The 22,120-nt window shown below is 71.2% G+C and carries 20 protein-coding genes; all 20 read left to right on the forward strand.

Annotated features, from left to right (window positions below; translation table 11 throughout):
• Positions 1–140 precede the first annotated feature (140 nt).
• The 20 genes from BcFMB_RS06400 to BcFMB_RS06495 all read left to right on the forward strand — a co-directional run bounded on the left by BcFMB_RS06400 (position 141) and on the right by BcFMB_RS06495 (position 22,111).
• Positions 141–731, forward strand: coding sequence for a ParA family protein (locus BcFMB_RS06400; protein WP_099721322.1), 591 nt, complete (start codon positions 141–143; stop codon positions 729–731).
• On the forward strand, positions 728–982 hold the full coding sequence (locus BcFMB_RS06405) for a hypothetical protein (protein ID WP_099721323.1): 255 nt from the start codon (positions 728–730) through the stop codon (positions 980–982). The genes BcFMB_RS06400 and BcFMB_RS06405 overlap by 4 nt, the downstream gene beginning before the upstream one ends.
• A gap of 261 nt (positions 983–1,243) precedes the next feature.
• On the forward strand, positions 1,244–2,239 hold the full coding sequence (locus BcFMB_RS06410; protein WP_099721324.1) for a hypothetical protein: 996 nt from the start codon (positions 1,244–1,246) through the stop codon (positions 2,237–2,239).
• Between the two features lie 69 nt (positions 2,240–2,308).
• Positions 2,309–2,752 carry a hypothetical protein gene (locus BcFMB_RS06415; protein ID WP_099721325.1) on the forward strand — a complete coding sequence of 148 codons (444 nt, stop codon included), beginning with the start codon at positions 2,309–2,311 and terminating at the stop codon, positions 2,750–2,752.
• A gap of 118 nt (positions 2,753–2,870) precedes the next feature.
• Positions 2,871–3,143: a helix-turn-helix domain-containing protein gene (locus tag BcFMB_RS06420; protein WP_099721326.1), complete on the forward strand. Its 273-nt coding sequence runs from the start codon at positions 2,871–2,873 to the stop codon at positions 3,141–3,143.
• Positions 3,130–4,143, forward strand: coding sequence for a hypothetical protein (locus BcFMB_RS06425; RefSeq protein ID WP_099721327.1), 1,014 nt, complete (start codon positions 3,130–3,132; stop codon positions 4,141–4,143). The genes BcFMB_RS06420 and BcFMB_RS06425 overlap by 14 nt, the downstream gene beginning before the upstream one ends.
• Before the next feature lie 184 nt (positions 4,144–4,327).
• Entirely contained in the window at positions 4,328–8,488 is a 4,161-nt protein-coding gene (locus tag BcFMB_RS06430; protein ID WP_099721328.1) for an LPXTG cell wall anchor domain-containing protein, read from the forward strand.
• Positions 8,489–8,778: 290 nt separating this feature from the next.
• Positions 8,779–9,462, forward strand: coding sequence for a hypothetical protein (locus tag BcFMB_RS06435; RefSeq protein ID WP_099721329.1), 684 nt, complete (start codon positions 8,779–8,781; stop codon positions 9,460–9,462).
• Positions 9,459–10,577, forward strand: coding sequence for a hypothetical protein (locus BcFMB_RS06440; protein WP_099721330.1), 1,119 nt, complete (start codon positions 9,459–9,461; stop codon positions 10,575–10,577). Before BcFMB_RS06435 ends, BcFMB_RS06440 begins: the two co-directional genes overlap by 4 nt.
• 18 nt (positions 10,578–10,595) lie before the next feature.
• A complete protein-coding gene (locus tag BcFMB_RS06445) occupies positions 10,596–11,210 on the forward strand; it encodes a hypothetical protein (protein WP_232513768.1) in 615 nt (204 codons plus the stop codon).
• Positions 11,207–11,518 carry a hypothetical protein gene (locus tag BcFMB_RS06450; protein WP_232513769.1) on the forward strand — a complete coding sequence of 104 codons (312 nt, stop codon included), beginning with the start codon at positions 11,207–11,209 and terminating at the stop codon, positions 11,516–11,518. Before BcFMB_RS06445 ends, BcFMB_RS06450 begins: the two co-directional genes overlap by 4 nt.
• A gap of 8 nt (positions 11,519–11,526) precedes the next feature.
• Entirely contained in the window at positions 11,527–13,674 is a 2,148-nt protein-coding gene (locus BcFMB_RS06455) for a hypothetical protein (protein ID WP_232513770.1), read from the forward strand.
• Positions 13,664–15,148: an SCO6880 family protein gene (locus BcFMB_RS06460; RefSeq protein ID WP_033518625.1), complete on the forward strand. Its 1,485-nt coding sequence runs from the start codon at positions 13,664–13,666 to the stop codon at positions 15,146–15,148. Before BcFMB_RS06455 ends, BcFMB_RS06460 begins: the two co-directional genes overlap by 11 nt.
• Positions 15,149–15,202: 54 nt before the next feature.
• Positions 15,203–16,729, forward strand: coding sequence for an ATPase (locus BcFMB_RS06465; RefSeq protein WP_407641090.1), 1,527 nt, complete (start codon positions 15,203–15,205; stop codon positions 16,727–16,729).
• 15 nt (positions 16,730–16,744) lie between these two features.
• Positions 16,745–17,179, forward strand: a complete 435-nt coding sequence (locus tag BcFMB_RS06470) for a hypothetical protein (protein WP_099721331.1) — start codon at positions 16,745–16,747, stop codon at positions 17,177–17,179.
• On the forward strand, positions 17,176–17,757 hold the full coding sequence (locus BcFMB_RS06475; RefSeq protein WP_099721332.1) for a hypothetical protein: 582 nt from the start codon (positions 17,176–17,178) through the stop codon (positions 17,755–17,757). The genes BcFMB_RS06470 and BcFMB_RS06475 overlap by 4 nt, the downstream gene beginning before the upstream one ends.
• Positions 17,758–17,812: 55 nt before the next feature.
• Positions 17,813–18,262: a single-stranded DNA-binding protein gene (locus BcFMB_RS06480; protein WP_051920870.1), complete on the forward strand. Its 450-nt coding sequence runs from the start codon at positions 17,813–17,815 to the stop codon at positions 18,260–18,262.
• 2 nt (positions 18,263–18,264) lie between these two features.
• Positions 18,265–20,028, forward strand: coding sequence for a type IV secretory system conjugative DNA transfer family protein (locus BcFMB_RS06485; protein ID WP_099721333.1), 1,764 nt, complete (start codon positions 18,265–18,267; stop codon positions 20,026–20,028).
• Positions 20,025–21,026: a DUF4913 domain-containing protein gene (locus BcFMB_RS06490; protein WP_099721334.1), complete on the forward strand. Its 1,002-nt coding sequence runs from the start codon at positions 20,025–20,027 to the stop codon at positions 21,024–21,026. Before BcFMB_RS06485 ends, BcFMB_RS06490 begins: the two co-directional genes overlap by 4 nt.
• A complete protein-coding gene (locus BcFMB_RS06495) occupies positions 21,023–22,111 on the forward strand; it encodes a hypothetical protein (RefSeq protein WP_157775174.1) in 1,089 nt (362 codons plus the stop codon). Before BcFMB_RS06490 ends, BcFMB_RS06495 begins: the two co-directional genes overlap by 4 nt.
• The last annotated feature ends 9 nt before the right edge of the window (positions 22,112–22,120 follow it).

Raw genomic sequence — 22,120 nt, forward strand, 5'->3', positions numbered from 1 at the left:
CTATATATCTATATAATTAACTATATCGGGTTCGACCCGGTGGCGCGCCTACGGGCATATAGTTAGTTATATAGTTATATAGGTGCGTGTATGATGCTGTTCCGTATCCATGCGGCGTGCGCCGCGGAAGGGAGGCGACGATGATCGTCTCGGTGATCAATCTCAAGGGCGGGGTCGGCAAGACGACCACCGCGATGGCGTTGGCGACGCAGGCGGCGCGCGAGGGCGTGCCGACGGTGGTGCTGGACGCGGACTCGCAGTCCAGTGCGAGCCTGTGGCAGTACAACGCCGCGCAGGGCGGCTCGCCGCTGGGCTTCGAGGTGCGCAGCGCCAACATGGCCGACCTGCTGCGGCTGCGCGACGAGGGCCGGGACGGCCTGGTCGTCGTGGACACGCCGCCGACGGGCAACGTCACGGACATGGCCAAGGACATGGCCGACTTCGTCGTCGTGCCGACCGGCACGTCGGGCCTCGACCTGCAGCAGACGGGCGCCGTCGTCGACGTGCTCGAGGCGGCGGGCCGGCCCTACGCGGTGCTCATGGTGCGCGTCGAGGCGAACACGCTCGCCGCCCGCGCCGCGCGCGAGTACTTCGCCTCGCGGCAGGCGAGCGTGTTCGAGGCCGAGATCCCCAAGCGCAGCGACCTGTCCAACGCGTACGGGCAGCGCTTCGCGAGCAACCTGCATGGATACGAGGACGTGTGGCGCGAACTCAAGGAGGCAATGCGATGATCAAACCCGTCAGGAACCTGGCCCGCCCGCAGGGGCCGGCCGCGGCCCCCAGGCTCATGGACATCCAGGACACCGAGCGCAAGGGCGACGCCGGCGCGCCGGTCGAGCCGGAGGCGAGCGTGCTCATGGGGGTCAAGGTCCCCGTCTCGCTCAAGGCCGAGCTCAAGGTCGCGGCCGTCCGCTCGGGGCGCACGATGGCGTCCATCGTCGTGGACGCCATCCGGCGCGAGCTGGCCTCCATGGGCGAATAGCGCGCCGGGGGAGCGGGGCCGGGCGTCCGACGGGCGCCCGGCCCTTTGCGTCCCGCGGCGACGGCGGGGCGCGCTCGTGGACCATCCGACTATATATATAGATAATTAGTTATATAACTAGTTTGTTGCTCGCCGTCCGTCCGGGGCGGGGTGGTCCGCGCCCCGGACGCGTCGCGCCGACAATGGACGCACGTTGTCCATCGGTTCGGCGGGAGGAGGCATCATGCGGCAGGCACGGGCGGGGCGAGGGGACGGCGCCCCATGAACGAGGCCGGACGGTTCGAGCTGATGCGCGCCCTGCTGCGGGACGCGCGCGAATGCATCGCGTTCTACACGCTGCCCGGCGATCCCTCGCGCGCGATGCGCAACTGCATCGCGGCGGGCGACGGGGACCTGCGCCGCGACGCGCGCGTCGCCGTCGCCGTCACGCTGCGCCGGCTGCGCGCGCAACGGCCGGATCTGGACGCGGGCGGGTTCGGCGCGCTGGCGTCGGCGGTGCTCGGCGCCGAACCCGTGCCCGCCGCGGGGCTCCCCGCCGGAGCGCTGGAGGTCGGGGGAGGGTGGATGCTGCCCGCCGTCCCGCGGGACATCTCGCGCTTCGCGCCCGGCGCGCCGCCCGTGGCGGCCGGCGAGGCCGTGCGCGGCCTCGATCTGCGCGCCTGGCCGCGCCGCTCGCTGCTGGCCGCCGACTGGGCCGGGTGCGACCTGACGTCATGCGACCTGCGCGGCACCGGCCTGGGCCCGGCGGACCTGCGCCCCATGGGCCCCGACGCCCGGGAGCCGACCTTCTTCGACGCATGGTTCGGCGAGGAGGGCGTCCTCGAGACGCGCTACGCGCGCTTCGCGGACGGCACCGGGGACGCGACCGTGATGCGCTGCGGCGCCGACGCGCCCGCCGGCCTCCCCGCGCGCCTGCACGCCTTCGGCACGCCCGGGCGGGACCGCGCGGGATGGACGGGAAGGGACGACATGGCGGCCGACCTGTACGAGTGGGGCGCCGCCAGGCGCATGGCGGGCTCGCCGATCGACGACGCCGGCCTCGGGGACGTCATCGACACGCTCGCCGCGTTCACGGACCTCGACGGCCGCGCGCACGCCGTATGGGCCCACACCGACATCCCCGCGAACCTCGACACCCTCGACCCCGCCTGGCTCGCCGAGGCCGAACGGGCCGCCGTGCGCCGTCCGTTCGCGCCCGCGGCGACGGACCAGTCCCTGTACGCGCCGTGGGCCCATGGCGGCGGGTACGCCCGATGAACACCAACCATTATATTATATAAATAACTATATAGATATATAACTAACTATCTGGCGAGGAGGAGCATCATGGCACATGACGGGACGCAGGAGGCCGTGCACGAGGGACTGCCCGTCGGCGCGGCGTTCGTGGAGCGCGCGCACAGGATCGCGGACGGCCTGAACGGACGCGCCATGGACTGGACGGAACTGCCGGTCGGCGGCTGCTTCCGGATCAACGACATGGGCGACTACGTCACCGCGGAGTCCTGGGACGAGGTATGGGAGGGCCACCGGCTCGAGGAGCAGGCCTGGATGCTGTGCGACAACGGCCAGTACTCCGCCGCCGACGTCGAGGCCATGACCCCCGAGGGCATCCGCGCCGCATACGAGGACCCCGACTTCCAACCCGACTACGCGTTCTACACCGAACGCTACGACTGGGACGTGGAAGCCGACCGGGCCGCCGCGGGCGTCCCTGGCGACCCCGCGGCCGCCTGCGCGGCGCCGGCGCCCTCCGCCCCGGCGCGCTGACGCGACGTGGCGCCTTGACACCATGGTGTCAAGGCGCCACGTCGTCATATCCGTGCGCGTACGCCGCGCGGAACACGACAACGTTAGACATCGTCTAATTCCGGGGTATGATGGGAGCATGACCGGAACCGAACGGAAGCGGGACAACCCGATCGCCCTGTGGCGTCGCGGCCTGGGGCTCACGCAGAAACGCCTGGCGGCGATGATGGGCATCACCGCCGCGACGCTCAGCGTCAAGGAACGCGGCGAATGCGAATGGGTGCGCCGCGACTTCGAGTTCTTCCACCGGCATGGCGTGAGCGCCGACTACGTGCTCGGTTTCACGCCGGACATCGACGGGCGCACGCCGCCCGAGACAAGCGAAGGAGAGAACGACCATGAACGCGGATAGCGCAACGGACCGCAGGAAGCGGACGAGAAGGACCGCCGCCGTCATCGGATCGGCGCTGCTGGTCGCCGTCCTGGCCGCCGGCGGCGCGGTCGCCGTATACCAGCACAGCGCGTCCGCGCAGTTGGCGGAGGCGAAGGAGGCGTGCGCGCAGGCGAGCGAGACGCTGCGGGTGGCGCGCAACAAGTACGACGCGCTGCACGACCAGGACGCGGCCGAGGCCGTGAAGATCACCGACAAGCAGGTCGCGGACACCGCCGTCGTCGCCACGCTCGCCGACACCTACAAGGAGGAGGCGCCGGCCCTGGCCGCATGCAACGTGCAAGGCGTGGACCAGCTGCGCGCGGCGAAGGAACGCATCGACGAGAACGCCGCATGGTACGACACGCACACCGCCTCCCTGACGGAGGCCGTGGACGCGGTCAACCAGTCGCATGACGCCAAGACGTTGAAGGACGCCAAGGATGCCCTGTCCAAGCAGCTGACGGCCGCGCAGGAGAAGGTCAAGAGCACGGACGGCAAGGTCAAGGACGACAAGACCCGCAAGGATCTCAAGGCCATGATCGACAAGGCCGCCAAAACCAAGGACGGCAAAGACGCGGAAACGATGAACTCGCAGGCCAAGCAGCTCAAGGACCTCATGGGCAAGGTGGACGCCTCCGTCAAAGCCAAGACCGACGCCGACAAGAAAGCCGCCGAGGAGAAGGCCCGCCAGGAAGCCGAAGCAGCGGCCGCAGCGCAGGCGCAGCAGCAGTACGTCGCGCCGCAGCAGTCGTACACGCCGACCTACACCGCACCCCAGCAGACGTACACGGCGCCGGCAACACCCCAGTACACGGCGCCGGCCGCGCCGCAGCAGAGCGCGCCCCAGACCACGACGCCCAGCAAACCCAACACCGGAAGCGGCGGCATGATATTCAATCATTCAGGTGCAGGGCAGGGCGGCTGTACTCCTGGTGTTGATTGCGGCACTTATGACGGGTTCAACCACAACGGTTTCTGATACCTTCTGATCGCTGACCTTTTTCGAGGGCGGCCGTCGACGTGCGTCGGCGGCCGCCTTTGTCGTGCGCGCGTGTGGTCCGCGGCGCCGTCGGATGCATGGTGTGATGGCACATGGTGGCGAGATGCGCCATCGCTGGCGTCCGGCGCGACGGATGCCGGGACAGTGGAAAGAGAGATTCCCTATGAGGAACAATCTGAAGAAGGGGCTGTGGCGCAGATCGGCCGCAGCCCTGCTGTCCGCCACGACCATGCTGGGCATGATCGCTCCGGCGGCGTTTGCGGACGGCGGATCTGGATCCGGATCAGGCACGGGCGGCGACCAGGCGCCCGCCATGTTCTGGCAATACCGAGACACTAACAACGGCTCATTCGGTTCGGCGTCGAGCTTCTCGAGCGTGCAGGCCGCGTTCAACGCGGCCGGCGTGACGGTGACCGGCGCGGGCGTCACGCGCGCGCAGGCATCGCTAGACGCGGCGCGCGCCGAGTGCGAGAAGAACTTCGCGGCGCACCATCCGGGCCAGGGCGCGGCGGACTGCCGCGTCGTGGGCGTGGGCGCGGTCTACGCGGCGGCCTCGAACAAGGACGACGGCTCGGGCTGGGCCGCGCAGGACATGTGGCAGCAGCTCTGGGACCAGGACGTGGCGCCGACTCCTCGTACACACGGTGGTCAGCAGTACATGGTTGGTGATCCGTTCTATGACGACCCGTCGATGAGCGTGACGAAATTGATGCAGAAGGAGGCCGCCAAGCCGCAGACCGGCGTCATCGTGATCGTGCTCAACAAGTACCAGCCCAAGCCTCCGCTGGACTATGATCTGACCATCACGACCGACGTCAACAAGCCGAAGGACCTCAAGGCCGGAAGCATGGACAAGGTGAGCGACGTAATCCACGCGTCCCAGTCGGGCGGCGAGCCGCAGCAGGTGAACGCGGAAGCGATCATGCATTTCGACGGCAACAAGTACGTGGCCGCGAAGAGCGTGACCAAGACCGTGAAGATCACCACGAATGGCGATACGCGCACCCCCGAGTTCGCCCCCGCCGACTTCGGATTCACCAACGGATGGCCTGCCGGCTCGCACTGGTTCGACGTGAAAATCGCCAAACAAGGCAATATGAAGGCCGCCGTTGACACGGCCGACCGTGAGGCGTCCGAGTCGTTCAGGATCGTCGACGTGCCGCCGCAGCCGCCGGTCAAGGAGATCGAGCAGGGCGTGAGCGCGGACCAGATGGTCAACCACACGATCATTCGCAGTTCGACGGGACGCGGCGGATACGCGATGACCTTCCGTGACGTGATCACCCCGAACGGCATCGACTACACGGTGTCGAACATGCGGGTCGTGGACGAATCCGACAATGGCAAGGACATCTCGGAGCAGTTCACGATTGGCTGGGACAAGGCGGCGAACACGGTGACGGCGGTGCGCAAGGACACGTCGACGCCGATGCCGCTCGAGCATACGTACGCGTTCCATCTGGACGTGACGGTCGCCAAGCCCGACATCAACAAGGTGACCGACAAGGGCACGGTCATCTGGAACGAGACGAGCCAGGACACCGACCAGAAGGAGTTCCCCACCTGGGCGCCGAACCCTGACAAGTCGTGGATCAAGCAGAACGCGGACGGTTCGTGGGCCGCGGTCATCGACCCGGACGAGACGAACGCCACGGGCGCGGACCGCAACCGGTTCATGGACGGCGACAAAGTCGCATCCGTGGTCAACGGCACGGTGAGCGCGAACCTGATCGACGCGCCCACGGCATTCGAGCTGGAGGACGACTGGAAGGGCGCGGATTACATCTTCGACGCGGACGATGTGTCGGCGGTGCGCGTGTACATGGCCGACGCGCAGTCCGACCGTGAGTCGAGCGTGTCCGACATCGCCAACAAGGGCACCGACGTCACCGACCAGTTCGACATCACGATCGAGGGCACGAAGGCGATCGCACACATGAAGAACGAGCATCTCGCCGGCCTCCAGGGCCTCAAGAGCCACCGCCAGTATTCGATGGTCGTGCCCGGCACAATCAACTTCGCGAACGGCGGCGGCGCCGAACAGGTGCGCGCCGATTTCGGCAAGGAGCCGGGCGCGGAGGTCGATTTCTGCACGGTGCCGGATTCGGACGCGAAGCTGACCAACGCCGGCGCGCAGACCATCAACGGGCATCGCGTGCCGACGAACGAGCCATGGATCTGCGGCTGGGTGCCCCCGGTCGTCAAGGACGTCGTGTCCGAATCCTCGCAGGGCGGCGAACAGGAATCCGTCGACGGCAAGGTCGTGTTCCCGGGCCAGCGGGTGGAGTACCAGCTGACCACGCAGCCGAAGCTGCCGGGCGACCTGGCGTACCAGGTGGAGCATGTGGCCGTCACCGACCAGTACGACGAGCACCTGGTGCCGGACAAGCAGACGCTCGAAGTCACCGACCTGTCGACCGGCAAGAGCATCAGCAAGAAGCAGTACGCCACCCAGTGGGATGACGAGGCGCACATGTTCACGCTCACGTTCACGGACGCGTACGTGGCCGCGAACTGGCGCAACGGGCAGAACCCGCGGATCATGATCCGGTTCGAAGGCACCGTGAGCGAGGACGCGCCCGCGGACACCAAGGTCGACAACCAGTGGATGCTGACGTTGAACAACACGCTCACGCCGAGCAACAAGGTCTTCAACATCCCGCCGGACATCACCCCCGACAAGCAGGACACGCAGGCCGACCCGACGATCAGCATCGACGGCAAGACCGCCCTGCTGGGCGACCGCGTCTACTACCGCATCGGCCTGGACCTGGAGCACATCGACCAGAACAATCTCGCGTACCGCGTCCAGCGCGCCGGCATCGTCGACGACTACGACCAGGAGTACCTGGCCGCGGACGAGACGGGCGTCGAGGTCCTCGACGCGGCCGGCAAGGACGTCACCTCGAAGTTCAACATCGAGTTCCGCGACGGCGTCGCCTACGTGTTCGCGCGTACGGTGGACACCGAGATCCCGGCCACGGGCGAGACCCTCAAGGGCGACCCCCAGCCCGAGGACCTCAAGGAATACGCGGACCGCAAGCTGGATCCGCTCAAGGACGCGTACATCGACCAGTCGCTGCTGGGCCAGAAGTACCAGGTGGTGCTGCCGATGACCGTCACCAAGGTCACCGATGGGTATGTGGTGAAGAACCAGGCGACCCAGATCACCAACGACCGCAAGGACACCACGAATGTCGTGTCGAATCCGTTGAAGGAGATCAACCCGGGCAAGGACGTGGTGGTCAACATGGGCGACGAGTCCGCCAACGGCAAGTCGATCTATCTGGGCTCGACGTTCCTGTACCAGCTCGACAGCTCCGTCCTGCCCGCCGACCGCGCCTACCAGCAGGTCACGGACTGGAAGATCGTCGACAAGATCGACACGGCGCACGACAAGTACACCGGCCAGTGGGCCGTGTACGCGACGCGCGACCTGACCGACGGGGACACGAAGCTCGCCTCCAAGGGCGACCGCATCGCCGGCAGCGGCGTGGACTCCGCCAGGTTCGGCGGAGACCTGTTCACGTTGACGCAGGCCGATGACGGCACCATCACCATCACGGCGACCCAACGCTACCTCGACCTCGTGAGCGCGGCGAACGCCGAGGCCGGATGGCGCGCCTACATCCAGTGCACGCGCATCGCCGTGGGCGACAAGATCGTCAACCGGTTCACCGAGACGCTCAACGGCACGGACCGCCCCTCGAACGAGGTGTGGACCAAGACCCCGGACCAGACCCCGTCGATCGACGTCGAGAAGTACGATCTGGCGTCGGGCGAGGAACTCGGCGACCGCGACGAGACGAAGGACGCGCTCAAGATGGACGGCGCCGACCAGGAGATCGGCATCAAGATCACGAACACCGGCAAGGTCGATCTGGCCAAGCTGACCCTCACGGACGCGCTGCTGGCCGGCTCGGGCGAACTCGAGGACATCGAGTACCCCAAGGACTGGGACACGCTCGTGCTCCAGCCCGGCCAGTCCGTCACGCTCAAGGCCATGCTCAAGGGCGTCAAGGCGGGCGACAAGCACACGAACCGCGTGAGCGTCACGGGCACGCCGGTCGTGGACTGCCCGGTCGTGGACGACGACCCGTTCGACGACAAGCCCGGCGTGGCGCAGGAAGGCCCATGCTACGACACCCCGGTGCACGACAGCGATGATTGGAACGGCTACCGCGCCAACCCGCTGGCGTCCACGGGCGCCGCGATCGGCCTGATCGCCGCCGCCGTGATCTGCGCCGGCGGCCTGGGCGGCGGACTGCTGCTCGTCGTGCGCCGCCGCGGCACGCACGCGTCGCGCCACACGGCACGACGCTGACGCTTGCGCCGCGCCGGACGGGTTCTTCTTCCCCCCTCCCGTCCGGCGCGGCGCACCCGGGCGGCGATGGCACGGTCGCGCGGTTCTTTCCCTTTTCTCTCGCCGCCGGCCATGCCATCGGCCGCACCGGAAGGCCCCGTCCCGCACGACACGCGGGACGGGGCCTTCCCGTCTTCGCCCGCGGGCAAGCCGCGGGCGTGGTCCGCGCGCAAGCGCATGCCGCGGGATGCTGGAAGACGTCAGGGACACGAACGACGCCCGGGCGATGCCGGGCGGGAAGGAGGACGCTCATGGACGCGCACGCGCAGGCCATGTGGGATCTGATGGAGCGCACGATGCGCTCGGAACGGTGGAGGCCGGGCGACGACGGGGACGCGCAGCGCCGCTACCGCGACGCGTGCCGTGCGATGAGCGGCGACCATGCGCTCTTCGACGCGGTGATCGCGAAGATCATCGACCCGGGGCTGGATCCGGAACGGTTCACGCTGCTCGCCGAACGCGAACGGCTCGACCAGCGCGGCAAGCTGCAGGCCGCCCAGGTCATGGCCGAACTGGCCGACAAGGTCATGTACAAGGCGGGTTGGAACGTGCAGCGGGCCGTGCGCGCCCACTACCGGCGGGACGTGCCGCGGGCGTTCGCCGAGCTCGCCGCGGGCATCCCCGAGAGCGCGGACAGGCTCGGCGCGTACCGGGTCGCCGCGATGGCGTCCTGGCTCGTGAACGACCCCGCGATGGAGTTCAAGGCGCACCTGGACCGCCTGTGGGACGCGATCGGGGAGGACGACATGCGCACGAGCCTGTCGCGCGCGTTCGCGAACGCGCTGGTGCCCGCCTATGCGCGCGGCGACGCGCCCGAACACGCGCGCGACAGGCTCGCGGAGGACGAAACGGCGCGTCTGGACGGGGGGCCGGCGGCGGACGCGGACGCCGCGCTGCGCCGCATGACGCGACCCGGCGCCGCCACGAGACGATGAGCGGCGAGGGAAGCGGCGCGGACCCGTGGCGCGTGCCGCCCATGCTCGTGCCGGACCCGTCGCGCACGGCCGTGCACGACGGTGACGCGGACCCCCTCGCGCCCGTTCCCGCCGCCCGCCCGGCATCGGACGATGCGGACGGCGACGGGTCCGGGGACGCGCAGGCGCTGGAACGGGTGTGCGACGAGGAGCCGCATGAACCGGCCCGCCGCATGCGCGGGATCATCACGGTCGCCGTCGTGGCGTGCGCGCTGTGCGCGGCCGCGGCCGGCGGCCTGGTCGCGCACGCGCGGCACCGTGACGCCGACCTGTCGCGCGCGGCCGCCGAGTGCCGCGCCGCACTGGACGGGCAGACGCAAGCGGCGGCCGCGTTGCGCGCCGTCCTGGACGCCGACGACACGGCCCGCGCCGCCGCCATCGGCACGGACGACGTGGACGGGACGGCCGCCTCCCTGGTCGGGCAACTCGCCGGACTGCTCGACGCGCCGCAGGATCCGGACGCGTCCGTATGCGCGGCCGGCGACCCCGGGCGCCTGCGCGAGGCGGCGTCGCAGGCCGCCTCGCGCACGACGGCGCTCGACGGGCGCGCCGCACGCGTGGGGGATCTGGCCGCCGCCCTGCTCGCCGCGCACGAGCGCAAACTGCTCGCCGCCGCCCAATCCGGATACGACGCCTCCGCGCGCGCCGCGCGCGACCTGCTCGCCTCGAGCGACGGGAAGGTCGCCGACGCCGCGACCCGCACCGCCCTGGACGCGCTGCTCGCGCGCGGGACGGACACGGATGACGCGGCCGCACTCGAACGGCGCACGGACGAGATCGACAAGGCGTGCGACCGCGTGCGCGCCAGCATGAAGGACCGGGAGCGGGAGGAGCGGGAGGAACGGGAACGGCGCGAGGCAACGGATACGTCCGGCACGGCGGCGGCCTCCGGCACGTCGGCGGCGGACACTCCGGCGGCCGGCGGCGCCCCGACGGCCCCGGCCGATAGCGGCACGGCGCCCGCGCCCATATGGACGCCGGCGCCGCAACCCGGGGCGGCGGACGCGCCGCCCTCGTGGAGCGTGCCGGCCGACCCCGGCGACGGCGCCCTTGCCGAACGCGATCCGGGACTGTGACGGAAAGGCTTTGAGGACATGACCAATGCGACGACGACGCTGCTTCCCGTGTTCGCCGCGCCGGCCACGGAGCGTGTATGGCTCGTGGCCGCGCACGGCGGCGCGGGATGCACGACGATCTACACGGAGGGCGCCATGGCGGGCGATCCCATGTGGGCGGACGCGGGGCGCGCGCTGCCGGCGAGCGTCGAGGCGGCGCGGCCGAGCCTCGTCGTGCTGTGCGCGATGGGCACGGGGCGGGGCCTCGAATCGCTGCGCGCCCTGCTCGCCGATTGGGACGCCGGCGCCTTCGGGACGTGCGTGCTGCTCGGCGCGGCCGTGACCGCGCCCATGGCGCGCACGCCCATGGCGCTGCGGCGCGGCACGGCGCTCGTGGGCGCGGGCGCGCCGCGCCTGTGGCGTCTGCCGTACATCAGGGGGCTCGAGGTCGACGGCTTCCCTCAACGGTGGCCGGGCGCGTACGCGCGCGTGCGCGGACAGGTGCGCGCCGCGGCCGGGGACGCCATGGCGCGCGCGTGGTCCGCGGCCCCGCCGAGGCTGCGCGAGGATGGGACCTGGACGACGCCGCCGCCCGCCCCGCCGCGGGCCGGCGCGGCGGCGGCGCCATTGGCGGAACCTGAAAGGAGACGATGATGGAATTCAAGACGATGGCGATGATGGTGCTCGCGGAGGACCTGACCGACCCCAAGGCGTGCCTGCCGCCGGGGTTCAGCGGCCCGATGACGACCGTGCTGCAGTGGGTCAAGGCCCTGGGCCTGATGATCGCGATCATCAGCCTGATGCGCATCGGCGTGCATGTCCTGCGCCAGCAGGGCGACGGCGTGCCCGACCGCGACGACACGTACGACAAGCTGTTCAACTTCGTCGTGGGCGCCCTGTTCATCGGCGGCGCGGCGGCGTTCCTCGCCGCGATCGGCCTGGCCGTGTCCGGCAGCTGCTAGGAGGACCCGTGATCCGTGTGCTTCGTCGCTTCGGCCGGTGGGCCGCGGCCGTCATGCTCGCCGTGGGCGTGCTCGCGGCCGCGGGCGCGTGCTCGCCCATGGAGCTCACCGGCGCCGAGGACCTGGGCGAGCAGCTCAAGTTCGGCAACGACACCGTCGTGAACAAGGAGATGGTGATCTCACGCATGGAGATCCCCGCCGACGGTCTGGGCGAATGGATCGGCCAGGACGAGATCCGCGCCGCCGTCGCCGACGTGAGCGTGAACCCGGGGCTGTGCAACGGCAGCAACTGGGACGACGCGCAATGCAAGGAGGTCGTCGAGGACGTGCGCGACCAGCTGGCCGCGACCGCGTTCCTGCAGTGCGACGCCCTGGAGAAGGGCTATCAGGAGGAATCGCCCGACGAGGGCGCCTGGGAGCCGAAATACGCCGACGACGACCAGGCGCGCACCCGCGCCATCGCCTGCGAGAAGAAACGCAAGATCAGCTGGCTGGAGGCCACGCTGTGGGCGCTGTACGAGGACCAGTCGGCGCAGACGATCAGCTGGCTGACCACGAGCCGCAACACGCTGGTGGCGTCGCCGTCGACGGTGGGCACGCTGCAGGCGAACGACGAGCCGATGTACGACGGATGGTTCTCGATCCTGAACAAGTACCTGCCCGTGCTGCAGGGCCTGCTCGCGGTGTGCGCGGCGGTCAGCCTGGTCGTGGTGGGCGCGCGCGTCGTGTCCAACACGCGCGAGGGGCTGCTCGGCGAGGACCACCGCCTGCTCGACCGCACCGGATGGGTGTTCCTGGGCGTGTTCGCCGCCTCGTCGTGCGTGTCGATCGCGTGCACGTTCTTCACGCCGACGCGCGACTACTACCGGGGGGAGGGGTTCTCGAAGATCCCCGTCGCGCCGCACCTGCAGTCGTGGACGCCGGGCGAGGGGTACGGCTATTTCGTGTCCGACTGGGTGCGCATGCAGGTCGACCCGTTCCTGATCATCGCTGCCGTGCTCGGCGTGTTCGCCGCCGGCTACAAGCTGGTCACGACCCAGGAGGGCCGCGACCTGGTGCCGTTGGGCAAGGCGCTGATGTGGGCGATCGTCACCTCCGTGTGCCTGGCCGGCGCGGTCAACCTGGTCACCGGCGTCGTGGACGTGTGGACGAGCGACGTGCTCAAACGCGCCTCGACCATGATGCGCGACGCATGGGAGTCGAACACGCTGGCGGCATGGGAGTTCTTCCGCCTCGACCCGCTGCTCGCGTTCGTGCTCACGTTCATCCTGTGGCTGTGCAACCTGATCGGCAAGATCTTCACCTACCTGCGCGCCGGCATGCTGCCGATCCTGGTGGGCGTGGCCCCCGTGTTCGCCGCGATGAGCTGGTCCGAGCACGGCCGCCAGTCGTTCGGCAAGGTGCTGGGCACCCTCGTCGCGTTCCTGCTGTACAAGCCGATCGCCGCCCTGGTCATGGCGACCGGCTCGGCGATCATGGTCACGGCCGGCAAGGGCGACGACAGCCAGGCGATCACGCTGACGCTGACGATCATGGTCGTCGTCATGCTGCCCGCCATGATCCGCACGATCGTGCCCGCGGTCGCCTCGAACGTGTCCGGCGGCGGCGCGACGCCCGCCGTGCTCGGCACCGCCGCCGGCGCCATGGGAGGCGCCGCGGCGGGCAGCCTGAGGACCGGCGGGCGTCTGGGCGGCAAGGCCCTGGGCGCTTTGGGCTCCCTGGGTTCGAAGATCAAGGGGGCGGTGGCGCCGGACGGCGCGAAGAAGGCCGGCGCGGCCGGCGCGGGCGCCCTGTCGTCCGGCGCGGCCGCCTCGGCCGGCAAGGACGCGAAGACGCGCACGGCCGGCTCCGCCGGCGCCAAGGGCGCACCCCGGCCCGCGCAGCCCTCCGCCCCGTCCGGCGCGCAGGGCGGGGCGCCGGACGGCGCGGACCGGGACCCCGGCCGGGCCCGGGGCGCGCAATCCGCGCAGCGCCCCTCGCCCCCGCCGCCGGCCGGAGCGGCCGGGGCGGCGCGGTCCGCGACGTCGCGCATGGCCGAGGCGATGGATCCCTCCGGCGCGCCGCCTGCGCCCGCGCCGGCGCCGGACGGCGCGGACAGGAAGGCGGCGCGCCGCGGCGAGGGACGAACGGGAGGAGTGATGTCCAATGGCTTCTAACACGACGTACGGCGACTACATGCGCGACATGCCCGGCGGCCTGCGCAACATCGGCATGCCGCTGACGATCGCCGCGATCGCGATCCTCGTGGTCGGCATCTTCGTGATGATGGCGAACCCGCTCGTCGCGCTGGCGATCCTGGCGGTGGGCGAGGGGACGGTCGCGGTCCTGGCGGTGCGCGACCGCGCCCACCGCAACATCGCCGACCGGCAGCTGGAACGGGCCGCGTACCGCCGCCAGATCCGCTCGCGCGCCGCCCTGTACCGCTCCGGGATGCTCGCGCCGGTCGAATCCGGCGTGTGCGCGCTGCCGGGCATCTGCTCCGAGGTGACGCTCGTGGAGGCATCCGACCCGTTCGGCCACCGGTTCACGCTCGTGTCGCACGGGCACACGGGCGAGTACGCGCTGCTCATGGCGTGCCAGCCGCAGGGCACCGCGATGGCCGACGACCACGTCGAGGACGCGTACGTGGCGGCCTGGGCGCACGTGCTCGAATCGCTGGCCGACGAGGACGGCGTGGCCCAGCTCGCGGTCACGGTCGACACGGCGCCCGACTCGGGCGTGCGCTTCCGCCGATCCCTGACCCGGCACATGGTCGACGACGCGCCGGACCTGGCCGCCCGCTGCATGCGCCAGGTCATGGACTCGTACGCCCAGGGCGGCGCGTCGAGCGACACGATCCTCACGCTGACGTTCCGCTACCGCGACCGCAAGGGCAAATGGCTCGACCGTCAGGAGGCCGCGCGCCGCATCGGCCAGCTGATCCCGTCGCTGACGGGCAGGATCACGGACGCGGGCGGCGGCACGCCGCGGTGCATGACGTCCGACGAGATCGCGCGCCTGGTCGCCCAGGCGTACGATCCGCGCGCTCAGGAGACGATCGAGGAGCGCGACGAGGCGCCGTACGTCGACTGGCGTGACGCCGGCCCCGTCGCCGCGGAGGCGCGCTGGGACTACTACCGGCACGATTCGGGCCTGTCCAGGACCTGGCAGATGTGCGACCCGCCGGCCAGCAACGTCACGAGCGGCACGCTGGCCGCGCTGCTGGGGCCGCTGCGCGACGTCGACCGCAAACGCGTCACCCTGATCTTCCACGCGGTGCCCTCCGACCGCACCGCGTTCATGGTCGAGCAGAACCGGCAGAAGGCCGTCAACCAGATCAGCCAGGAGAAACGCCCCTCCATGAAGGCGTCGAAGCAGATGGCCATGTCGAATCGGCAGGCCGAGGAGGCCGCGGACGGCGCGGTCCTGGTGTACTTCGGCCTGCTGGTGACCGCGACGGTGCGCGCGGGCGAGCAGGAGGAGGCGCGTCTGGAGGCCGCCAGCCACGCGGTCGAATCCGCGGCCGGCGCCGCGAAGATCAACCTGCGTCCCTGCTACGCGGCGCAGGACACCGGCTTCGCCGCATGCCTGCCGCTCGGCTTCGACGTGCGCAGCTACAAGCCGTCGACGCTGACCGGATTCATCGGATAGGAAAGTCGGATAGGAAAGGAGGACGTCATGGCATGGCGGCGACACGGCGGGGACATGGACGAGGACGCGTTCAGCGCGGGCGCGCTGGAGGAGCCCGTGAGCGCCGACCGGTCCCACGCGGCCGCGCGCACGACATGGGCCGGCCGGGCCGGCGTCGGGGGCGGGCGCGCCGCCCTGATGCCGAGCGTCGACGAGTTCTACGGCGCGTCGACGCAGGTGTGCGGCGGTTTCTGGCCGTTCTCCACGGACATGGCGCTGCCCGTCGACGGCGTGCCGGTCGGCCGGTCACTGGCGACGGGCGCGGCCGTGTGCTGCGACCCGATCAGCTGGTTCAAGGCGGGGATCATCGAGCAGCCCTCCATGTTCGTCATGGGGCTGCCCGCGATCGGCAAGAGCACGTTCGTGCGCCGCCAGGTGTGGGGGCTGGCCGCCCTGGGCATGCACGCGATCATCCCGGGCGACCTCAAACCCGACTACGCGCCGCTCACGCGCATGCTCGGCGGCCAGGTCATCCGGCTGGGCGCCGGCGTGGGCTCGATCAACATCATGGACCCCGGCGACGTGCATGCGGCGCTGCGCCATGTGACGGGCGACGCGCGCGCGGACATGCTCGCCGACTGGCACGAGAGGCGCAAGACGCTGCTCGAGATCGTGCTCACCATCTCGCGTTCGGGCCGCGCCGACGGCGCGCGCACCGTCTCGGACGTGGAATCCAACATCCTGTCCACCAGCCTGCAGATCCTGCACGAGCATACGGGCGGCGACGCGGTGCCCCCGGTCGTCGCCGACCTGCGCGACCTCATCCAGGCGGGCCCCGACGCGGTGCGCGCCGCAGCCGTGTTCGACGCCCCCGACGACGACGAACGCTACCGGCGGGCCACCCGGGACCTGATCGCCAGCCTGCACGGCATCGCCAACCCGCGCGGCCGGTACGGGCGGCTGTTCTGCGAGCAGACCACCGAGCACGTCGACCTGACGCGTCCGGTGGACTGGGACATCAGCGCGCTGGCCCAGGGCGGCGACGACGTGGTCGCGGCCACCCTCGCCGCGACCTGGACGAGCGCGTTCGCCGCCAAGAACAAGGCGGACGTGCTCGCCGACGCGGGCCTCGCCCCGGCGCGCAACCACGTGATCATCCTCGACGAGATGCACCGCGCATTGCGCGCCAGCCCGCTCATGGTCGACTCGCTCGACCTGCTCACCCGCCTTAATAGACAGTGGGGCGTCGGGCAGATCATGATCACGCACACGTTCGCCGACCTCATGTGCCTGGACACCGCCGCCCAGAACGCCAAGGCGCGCGGATTCGTGGAACGTTCGAAGATCAAGGTCCTCGGCGCCCTGAGCCGCACCGAGGTGTCGCGCTTCCTGCGCTCCGAGAGCGGCCTGCCGGTGTCGGCGCGCGAGGAGGACCTGCTCGACGACTGGGCCACGCCGACCAACTTCCGCGCCCACGCCGCCCTCAAGGGCATGGGCAAGTTCCTGATCAAGCTCGGGGGGCTGCCCGGCATCCCCATCTCGCTTGAGCTGTGCGACCTGGAACGCGGCGGATTCAACGACACGAACGCCAAATGGCACTGACAAGGAGGAGACGCGATGCACGAGGACGGCTACGAGGAGATGGGCGCCGTATGCGAGGCCCTGGAACGCGCGGGCGCCGACCCGCGCGGCCTGCGGCGCATCGAGTTCGACCTGCCCGGCCGCACCCTGCACGGCTGGGCGCTCGACGACGGGCGCCTGCCGCAGTCCGTGCGCACGGCGCTGCCGCACGGATGGGGCGTGCGCCCCGCCGCGCAGGGCGACGACGAGACGCTGTCGGCGGGCCATGGGCGCCTGGTCGGCCACCGCATGGACATCGTCGCCCCGCCGGCCCTGGCCGAGGCCATCGACACGGGGGCCCTGGCCGCCGTCGACGGCGACGACTGGGGCTTCACGGACATGCGCACGCTCGCCGGCGACGCCGGATGGGGATACCCCGATCCCGCCTGCGCGCGCGGGGCGGAGGCGGCCGCGCCCGGGGCGAGGCGATGAGACTGACGCCCCCGTCGGGAGGCGACCTGCGCGCCCGGACCCGGCACGCGGCCGCACGCTACCTGTTCGAGGGCAGCACGCGCGGCGGCTTCGACCCGCATGTGCGCGCCCGCTGGGCCGAGGCCGCGCGCACGGCCTGGACGCGCACCCTGCAGGGCCGCGGCTGCATGGACGACACGGCCCTCGTATCGGTGGGGCTGCGCTACCAGCGCGAGGACCTCATGCGCGCCCTGCTGTCCATGACGCTCGCCCCGGACGGCGCGCCGGGCATGGACCGCGACGCGGTGCTGCGCGCGGCCTGCGCGCCGCGCGGCGCCGACATGCGGCTGACGCGCGCGATCCACGCCGTCGGGGCGATCGGCGCCACCTGCGACGACCCGGCGCAGCGCACGGCCATGGGCGCGATGCTGTGCGTGCTCGACCTGGCCGCGGGCCGGCCCGGGGACGCGCTCGTCGACGCGCTCGACGTGCTGGACGGCGACGCCGCGCACCCGTGGGCGCGCGGCGTGCTCGCCGTGCTGCCCGACCCGCCGTGCGCATGTGGTCCGCGGGACGCGCGCACGGATGCGAGCATGTGATGGAGACGGCGCGCCGGCGACGGACCGGCGCGGCCGCACCCTCGCGGAAGGAGACATGATGCAGGCGATGCAGACAGTGCGCGGCAACCTGGCCGCCAACCCGGTGTTCTGGCCCGAGAAACCCGACGACCGTGGCGTCATGCTGCCGGCCAGATGGTCGGCGACCGTGCTGGAGAGCCGCCGCGTGCGCGGCGCCGACGGCGAATGGCGCGACGACCCGCGCGGACCGGTCGCGGTCGCGGTCAACGTGTACGGGGCCGCGGCGATGACGCTCGCGCGATGCGACATGCACCGCGGCGACCCGGTCGTCGCGATCGGCGAGCAGGTGCGCGTCGACTCCTACATGACGCGTGAGGGGGAGCCGGCCGCCCGGTTCGAGCTGACCGCGGCCGCCGTGTGCTTCGACACGATCCTGCTGCGCCGGCGCGCCGAGCACGCCGCGGACCGCAGCCGCCCGTACGCCGAACGCGAGGCCGCGCCGGACGCGGCCGGCACGGAGGCGTGAGCATGGGCGTCAACCCGCACCTGCAGACCAACCGCATCGCCGACCTGGGCTCCACGGTGCGCCCCAGCCGCAGGATCGCGCTCGTGTGCATCCTGTGCGTCGTGGGCGTGCTCGCCGCGTTCGCCGCGGCGGCGATGGGCGAGGGCCGCGCGTTCGACCTGTTCGCCATGCTCGCCGTGTCCGCCGGCCGGTGGCGGCCCGAGGCGGCCACATGGTGGCGGTTCGCCGCGATCATGGCCGCGGCGGGCGCGGCAGCCCTGGCCGCGTCCCTCGCCTGGAGGCGTCGCCCGGGCCGCGCGGCGGGACGCGGCGAGACGCGCGTCGACGTGTACGCGGCGGCCATGGGATACGGCGAGGCGACGCGCAAACTGTCACGCGAGCACGCGCAGGACATGGCGCGCCGCCTGGTCGCCGACTGGGACGCGGCGACGATGGAGCCCGGATACCCGTTGGGCGTCAACCTCAAGGACCGGCGCCCGATTAGCACCAGCTGGGAGGACATGGTCGTCGTGTTCGCCGGCCCGCGCTCGGGAAAATCCCTGTGCTACGCGATCCCCGCGGTCAACTCCGCGCCCGGGCCGTGCCTGGCGACCAGCAACAAGGGCGACATCATCGACAACACGCGCGCCGTGCGCGAACACCGCTTCCCCGACGGGCGCATCTGGGTGTTCGACCCCGAACGCATCGCCGACCCCGGGCGCGGGCGCGCGAACTTCGTATGGGACCTGGTGGGCGCGATCCGCACCCTGGCCGACGCCAAACGCGTCGCCGACTGCTGGCGGTACGCGTCCGGACAGCCCCAGACCGGCGGCGACGACTTCTTCCCGGGCACCGCCGCCCAGCAGCTCGCCGACTACCTGTTCGCCGCGCATCTGGGCGGACGGCCGATCAGCGACGTGTTCCGATGGGCCAGCAACGAGCGCGACGACGAGGCCGCCCAGATCCTGCGCCGCCACGGCGGCTACGACAACATCGCCGCCCGCGTCGCCTCCGTGATCGCGCTGACGCCCGAGACCCGCTCGGGCGTGTTCGGCTCCCTGCAGACCATGGTCGCGTTCCTGGCCGACCCCGACCTGCTCGACTGGGTCGAACCGCGCGAGGGAGACCCCCGGCCCGTGTTCGACGCGCGCGAGTTCGCGCTGGGCCACGACACGCTCTACCTGCTGAGCGCGCAGGGGCGGCCGAGCACCGCGCTGACGGCCGCGTTCACCGCGATGACCGCGTTCACCGCGTTCAACATCGCCCAGGGCGAATGCGCGTCCAACAACCGGCGCCTGCCCGTGCCGCTGTGCCTCGTGCTCGACGAGGCCGCGAACATCTGCCGCTGGCCCGAACTGGCCGACGTGTACAGCTACTTCGGATCGGCCGGCATCCCGATCATGACGATCTGGCAGAACCCCGACCAGGGCAAGGCCGCGTTCGGCGAAACCAACTTCGGCTCGCTGTTCAACAACGCCAACACCCTGGTGTACATCGGCGGCATCAAGGACGCGAAATGGCTGGCCGACATCTCCGGCCTGGTCGGCCAGCGCGACATCGTGCGCGGCTCGGTCAACGTCGACTCGCGCGGATCCAGGAGCGTGAACCGCTCCATCCAACGCGAGAACATCCTCGACGTGTCCGACCTGGCCGAATGGCCCGTCGGACGCGCGCTGGTCCTCGCCTCGCAATGCCGCGCGCAGATCGCGCGCACCGTGCCATGGACCGAGCACCGCCAATGGGCCGACCTCGTCAACGCGGCCCGGCACACGAAGGAGGCGGCATGAGCGAGAACAACGCCGTCCAGTTCTTCGGACGGTTCCGCCGTCCCGGCGCATCCGAACCGTCCGCCGCCGCGGATCCCGCACGGCGGCAGACGGCCCCGGAGGCGCCGGACCCGGTCGACGGCGCCGAACAGGCGCCCATGCCGGCGCACGCCCCCATGGGACCGCCGCCCGCGCCGACCACCACGCAGCTGCAGGAGGCCGCGCGCCTGATCGTGCGCGCCGAGGGGCACTCCCTGGCGACCCTGCTGTTCGGCGCGATGATCGAGGAGAGCATCGACGCGTCGGGCCACGACGCCACCGACATACGGCCCCGGCGGCGCACGCCGGCACACGCCGCGGACGCCGACCCGGCCGCCGAGGCGCGCGACGACACCGATACCGGACGTGACGGGCCCGCCGCGGCCGACGCGCCGCAGGACGGGCCGGACGCGGCGCAGGAGGACATGGACGCGCCCGGGCCGGCCGAAGACGATGCGGACGGTGCGCAGCCGGACGCGAACGCGCCCGAGGTGGCCGACTACCGCGTCATCGGACAGTTCGGCGAACGCGCGCGCGACCTGTACTACCGCAACCTGCCGGCGTTCGTCGAGGGCTTCGTCGCGCACGTGCTCGCCTTCCAGCAGAACACGTCCTCGCCGTACCGGTGGGTCGAGGACTGGTGGCGCTGGCCCCAGATCGTGTTCCCCCTGGACGCGTTGTGGCGCGGCTACGAGGCCGCCCGCAAACAGCCGGCCGGCATGATGGTCTGGTACATGCAGCTGTACGGGGTCCTCGACCGCGTGTTCAACCCGGACCGCGGCATCGTCGCCTCGCTGCCCGCCGCGCAGCCCTACACCGACCGGGGACAGCCCCTGCCGTGCGCGCCGCCGCCCGCCGACTGGCGGCAGCGCATCACCGCCACGCTCGCCGTCGGACACGACGAACCCCTGCCGGCAGGCGGGCGCGAGGACACGGGACGCGCGCCGCGCGGCCCACGATACGCAGAAAGGACGCAATGATGGGCGGACAGGACGCGGAGGACGGCCTCGACCAGCTGCTCTCCAATATGAACAGCCAATGCGCGCAGACCCTCAGCCGGCTGCACGTGTGGATCGACCGCAAGAGCCACGAGCTCAAAGCCAGGCATGAGCAGCGCCGACGCGAGGCGCGCCAGGAGACGCTGCACGAGCGGCGCGAGCAGGAGGCAGAGGCCAGACGCCTGGAGGCGCAGCGCGCCGCCCTGCACCAATGGGAGACGGCCAACCGCGCCCGGCTCAACGAGGGGTTCGAGTACACGCTCGAGCAGAGCGTCCTGTCGGGCCGCGCCGGCGAACTCGACGACCGTAGCCTGCTGCGCGCATGGATCGTCGGCGAGCAGCTCGAGGGCGCGGACCCCGGATGGGCGGCGAAACTTGAGCGCGCGCAACACGTCATGCGCGACGAATGGACACGGCGCCACGGCGAGGGGGACATCGCCGCCGTCGCCTGCCAGCATACGAACCGGGCCGTCATCACCTACGCGACGCACGGCGCCGACCTGGACGCCACGCTCGACGCGCTGCGCAAGGGGGGCATCCCCGTGCGCCTGCAACGCGCCGACGACCCGCAGGGGTTCCTGGCCGCCCACCCGGTGGGCTTCCGCGTGCAGACCCGGTGGGGAGGCCAATGGTACGGGTGGGACGAAACGCGCATCCACGACGCCGTCATGCGCGCCGCCAACGAGGACATCGACTCCGACGGCGTCGACGACGCCATCGCCTACCTCAAGGACCTCGACCTCGACGAATCCGCGCCCGCCGACCGCACCGCCGCCGGCATCGAACCGGCCGAGACCAGCGAGATCGAACGCGGCGAACTGCGCGACGCCGCGCCCGGCGGGGCGACGGAGACGACCACGGCCGACTTCGAACAGGACGCGGCCGACATGGACGCCCGCGGCATGTTCGACATGACGCAGACGCAGACCGGCGGCGACGACGTATTCGGCATGTGGTCGGTCGTCGACGAAAGCGACATGGCCGCATCCTCGGACGAGCCGGGCCCCGCACCCGTCCTCGACCCGCGCGGCTTCGAGCGGCGCGCGGCCGAGGCCGCCGCCATCTGAAGGAAGGAG

The organism is Bifidobacterium choerinum (assembly GCF_002761235.1).
Lineage (GTDB): Bacteria > Actinomycetota > Actinomycetes > Actinomycetales > Bifidobacteriaceae > Bifidobacterium > Bifidobacterium choerinum.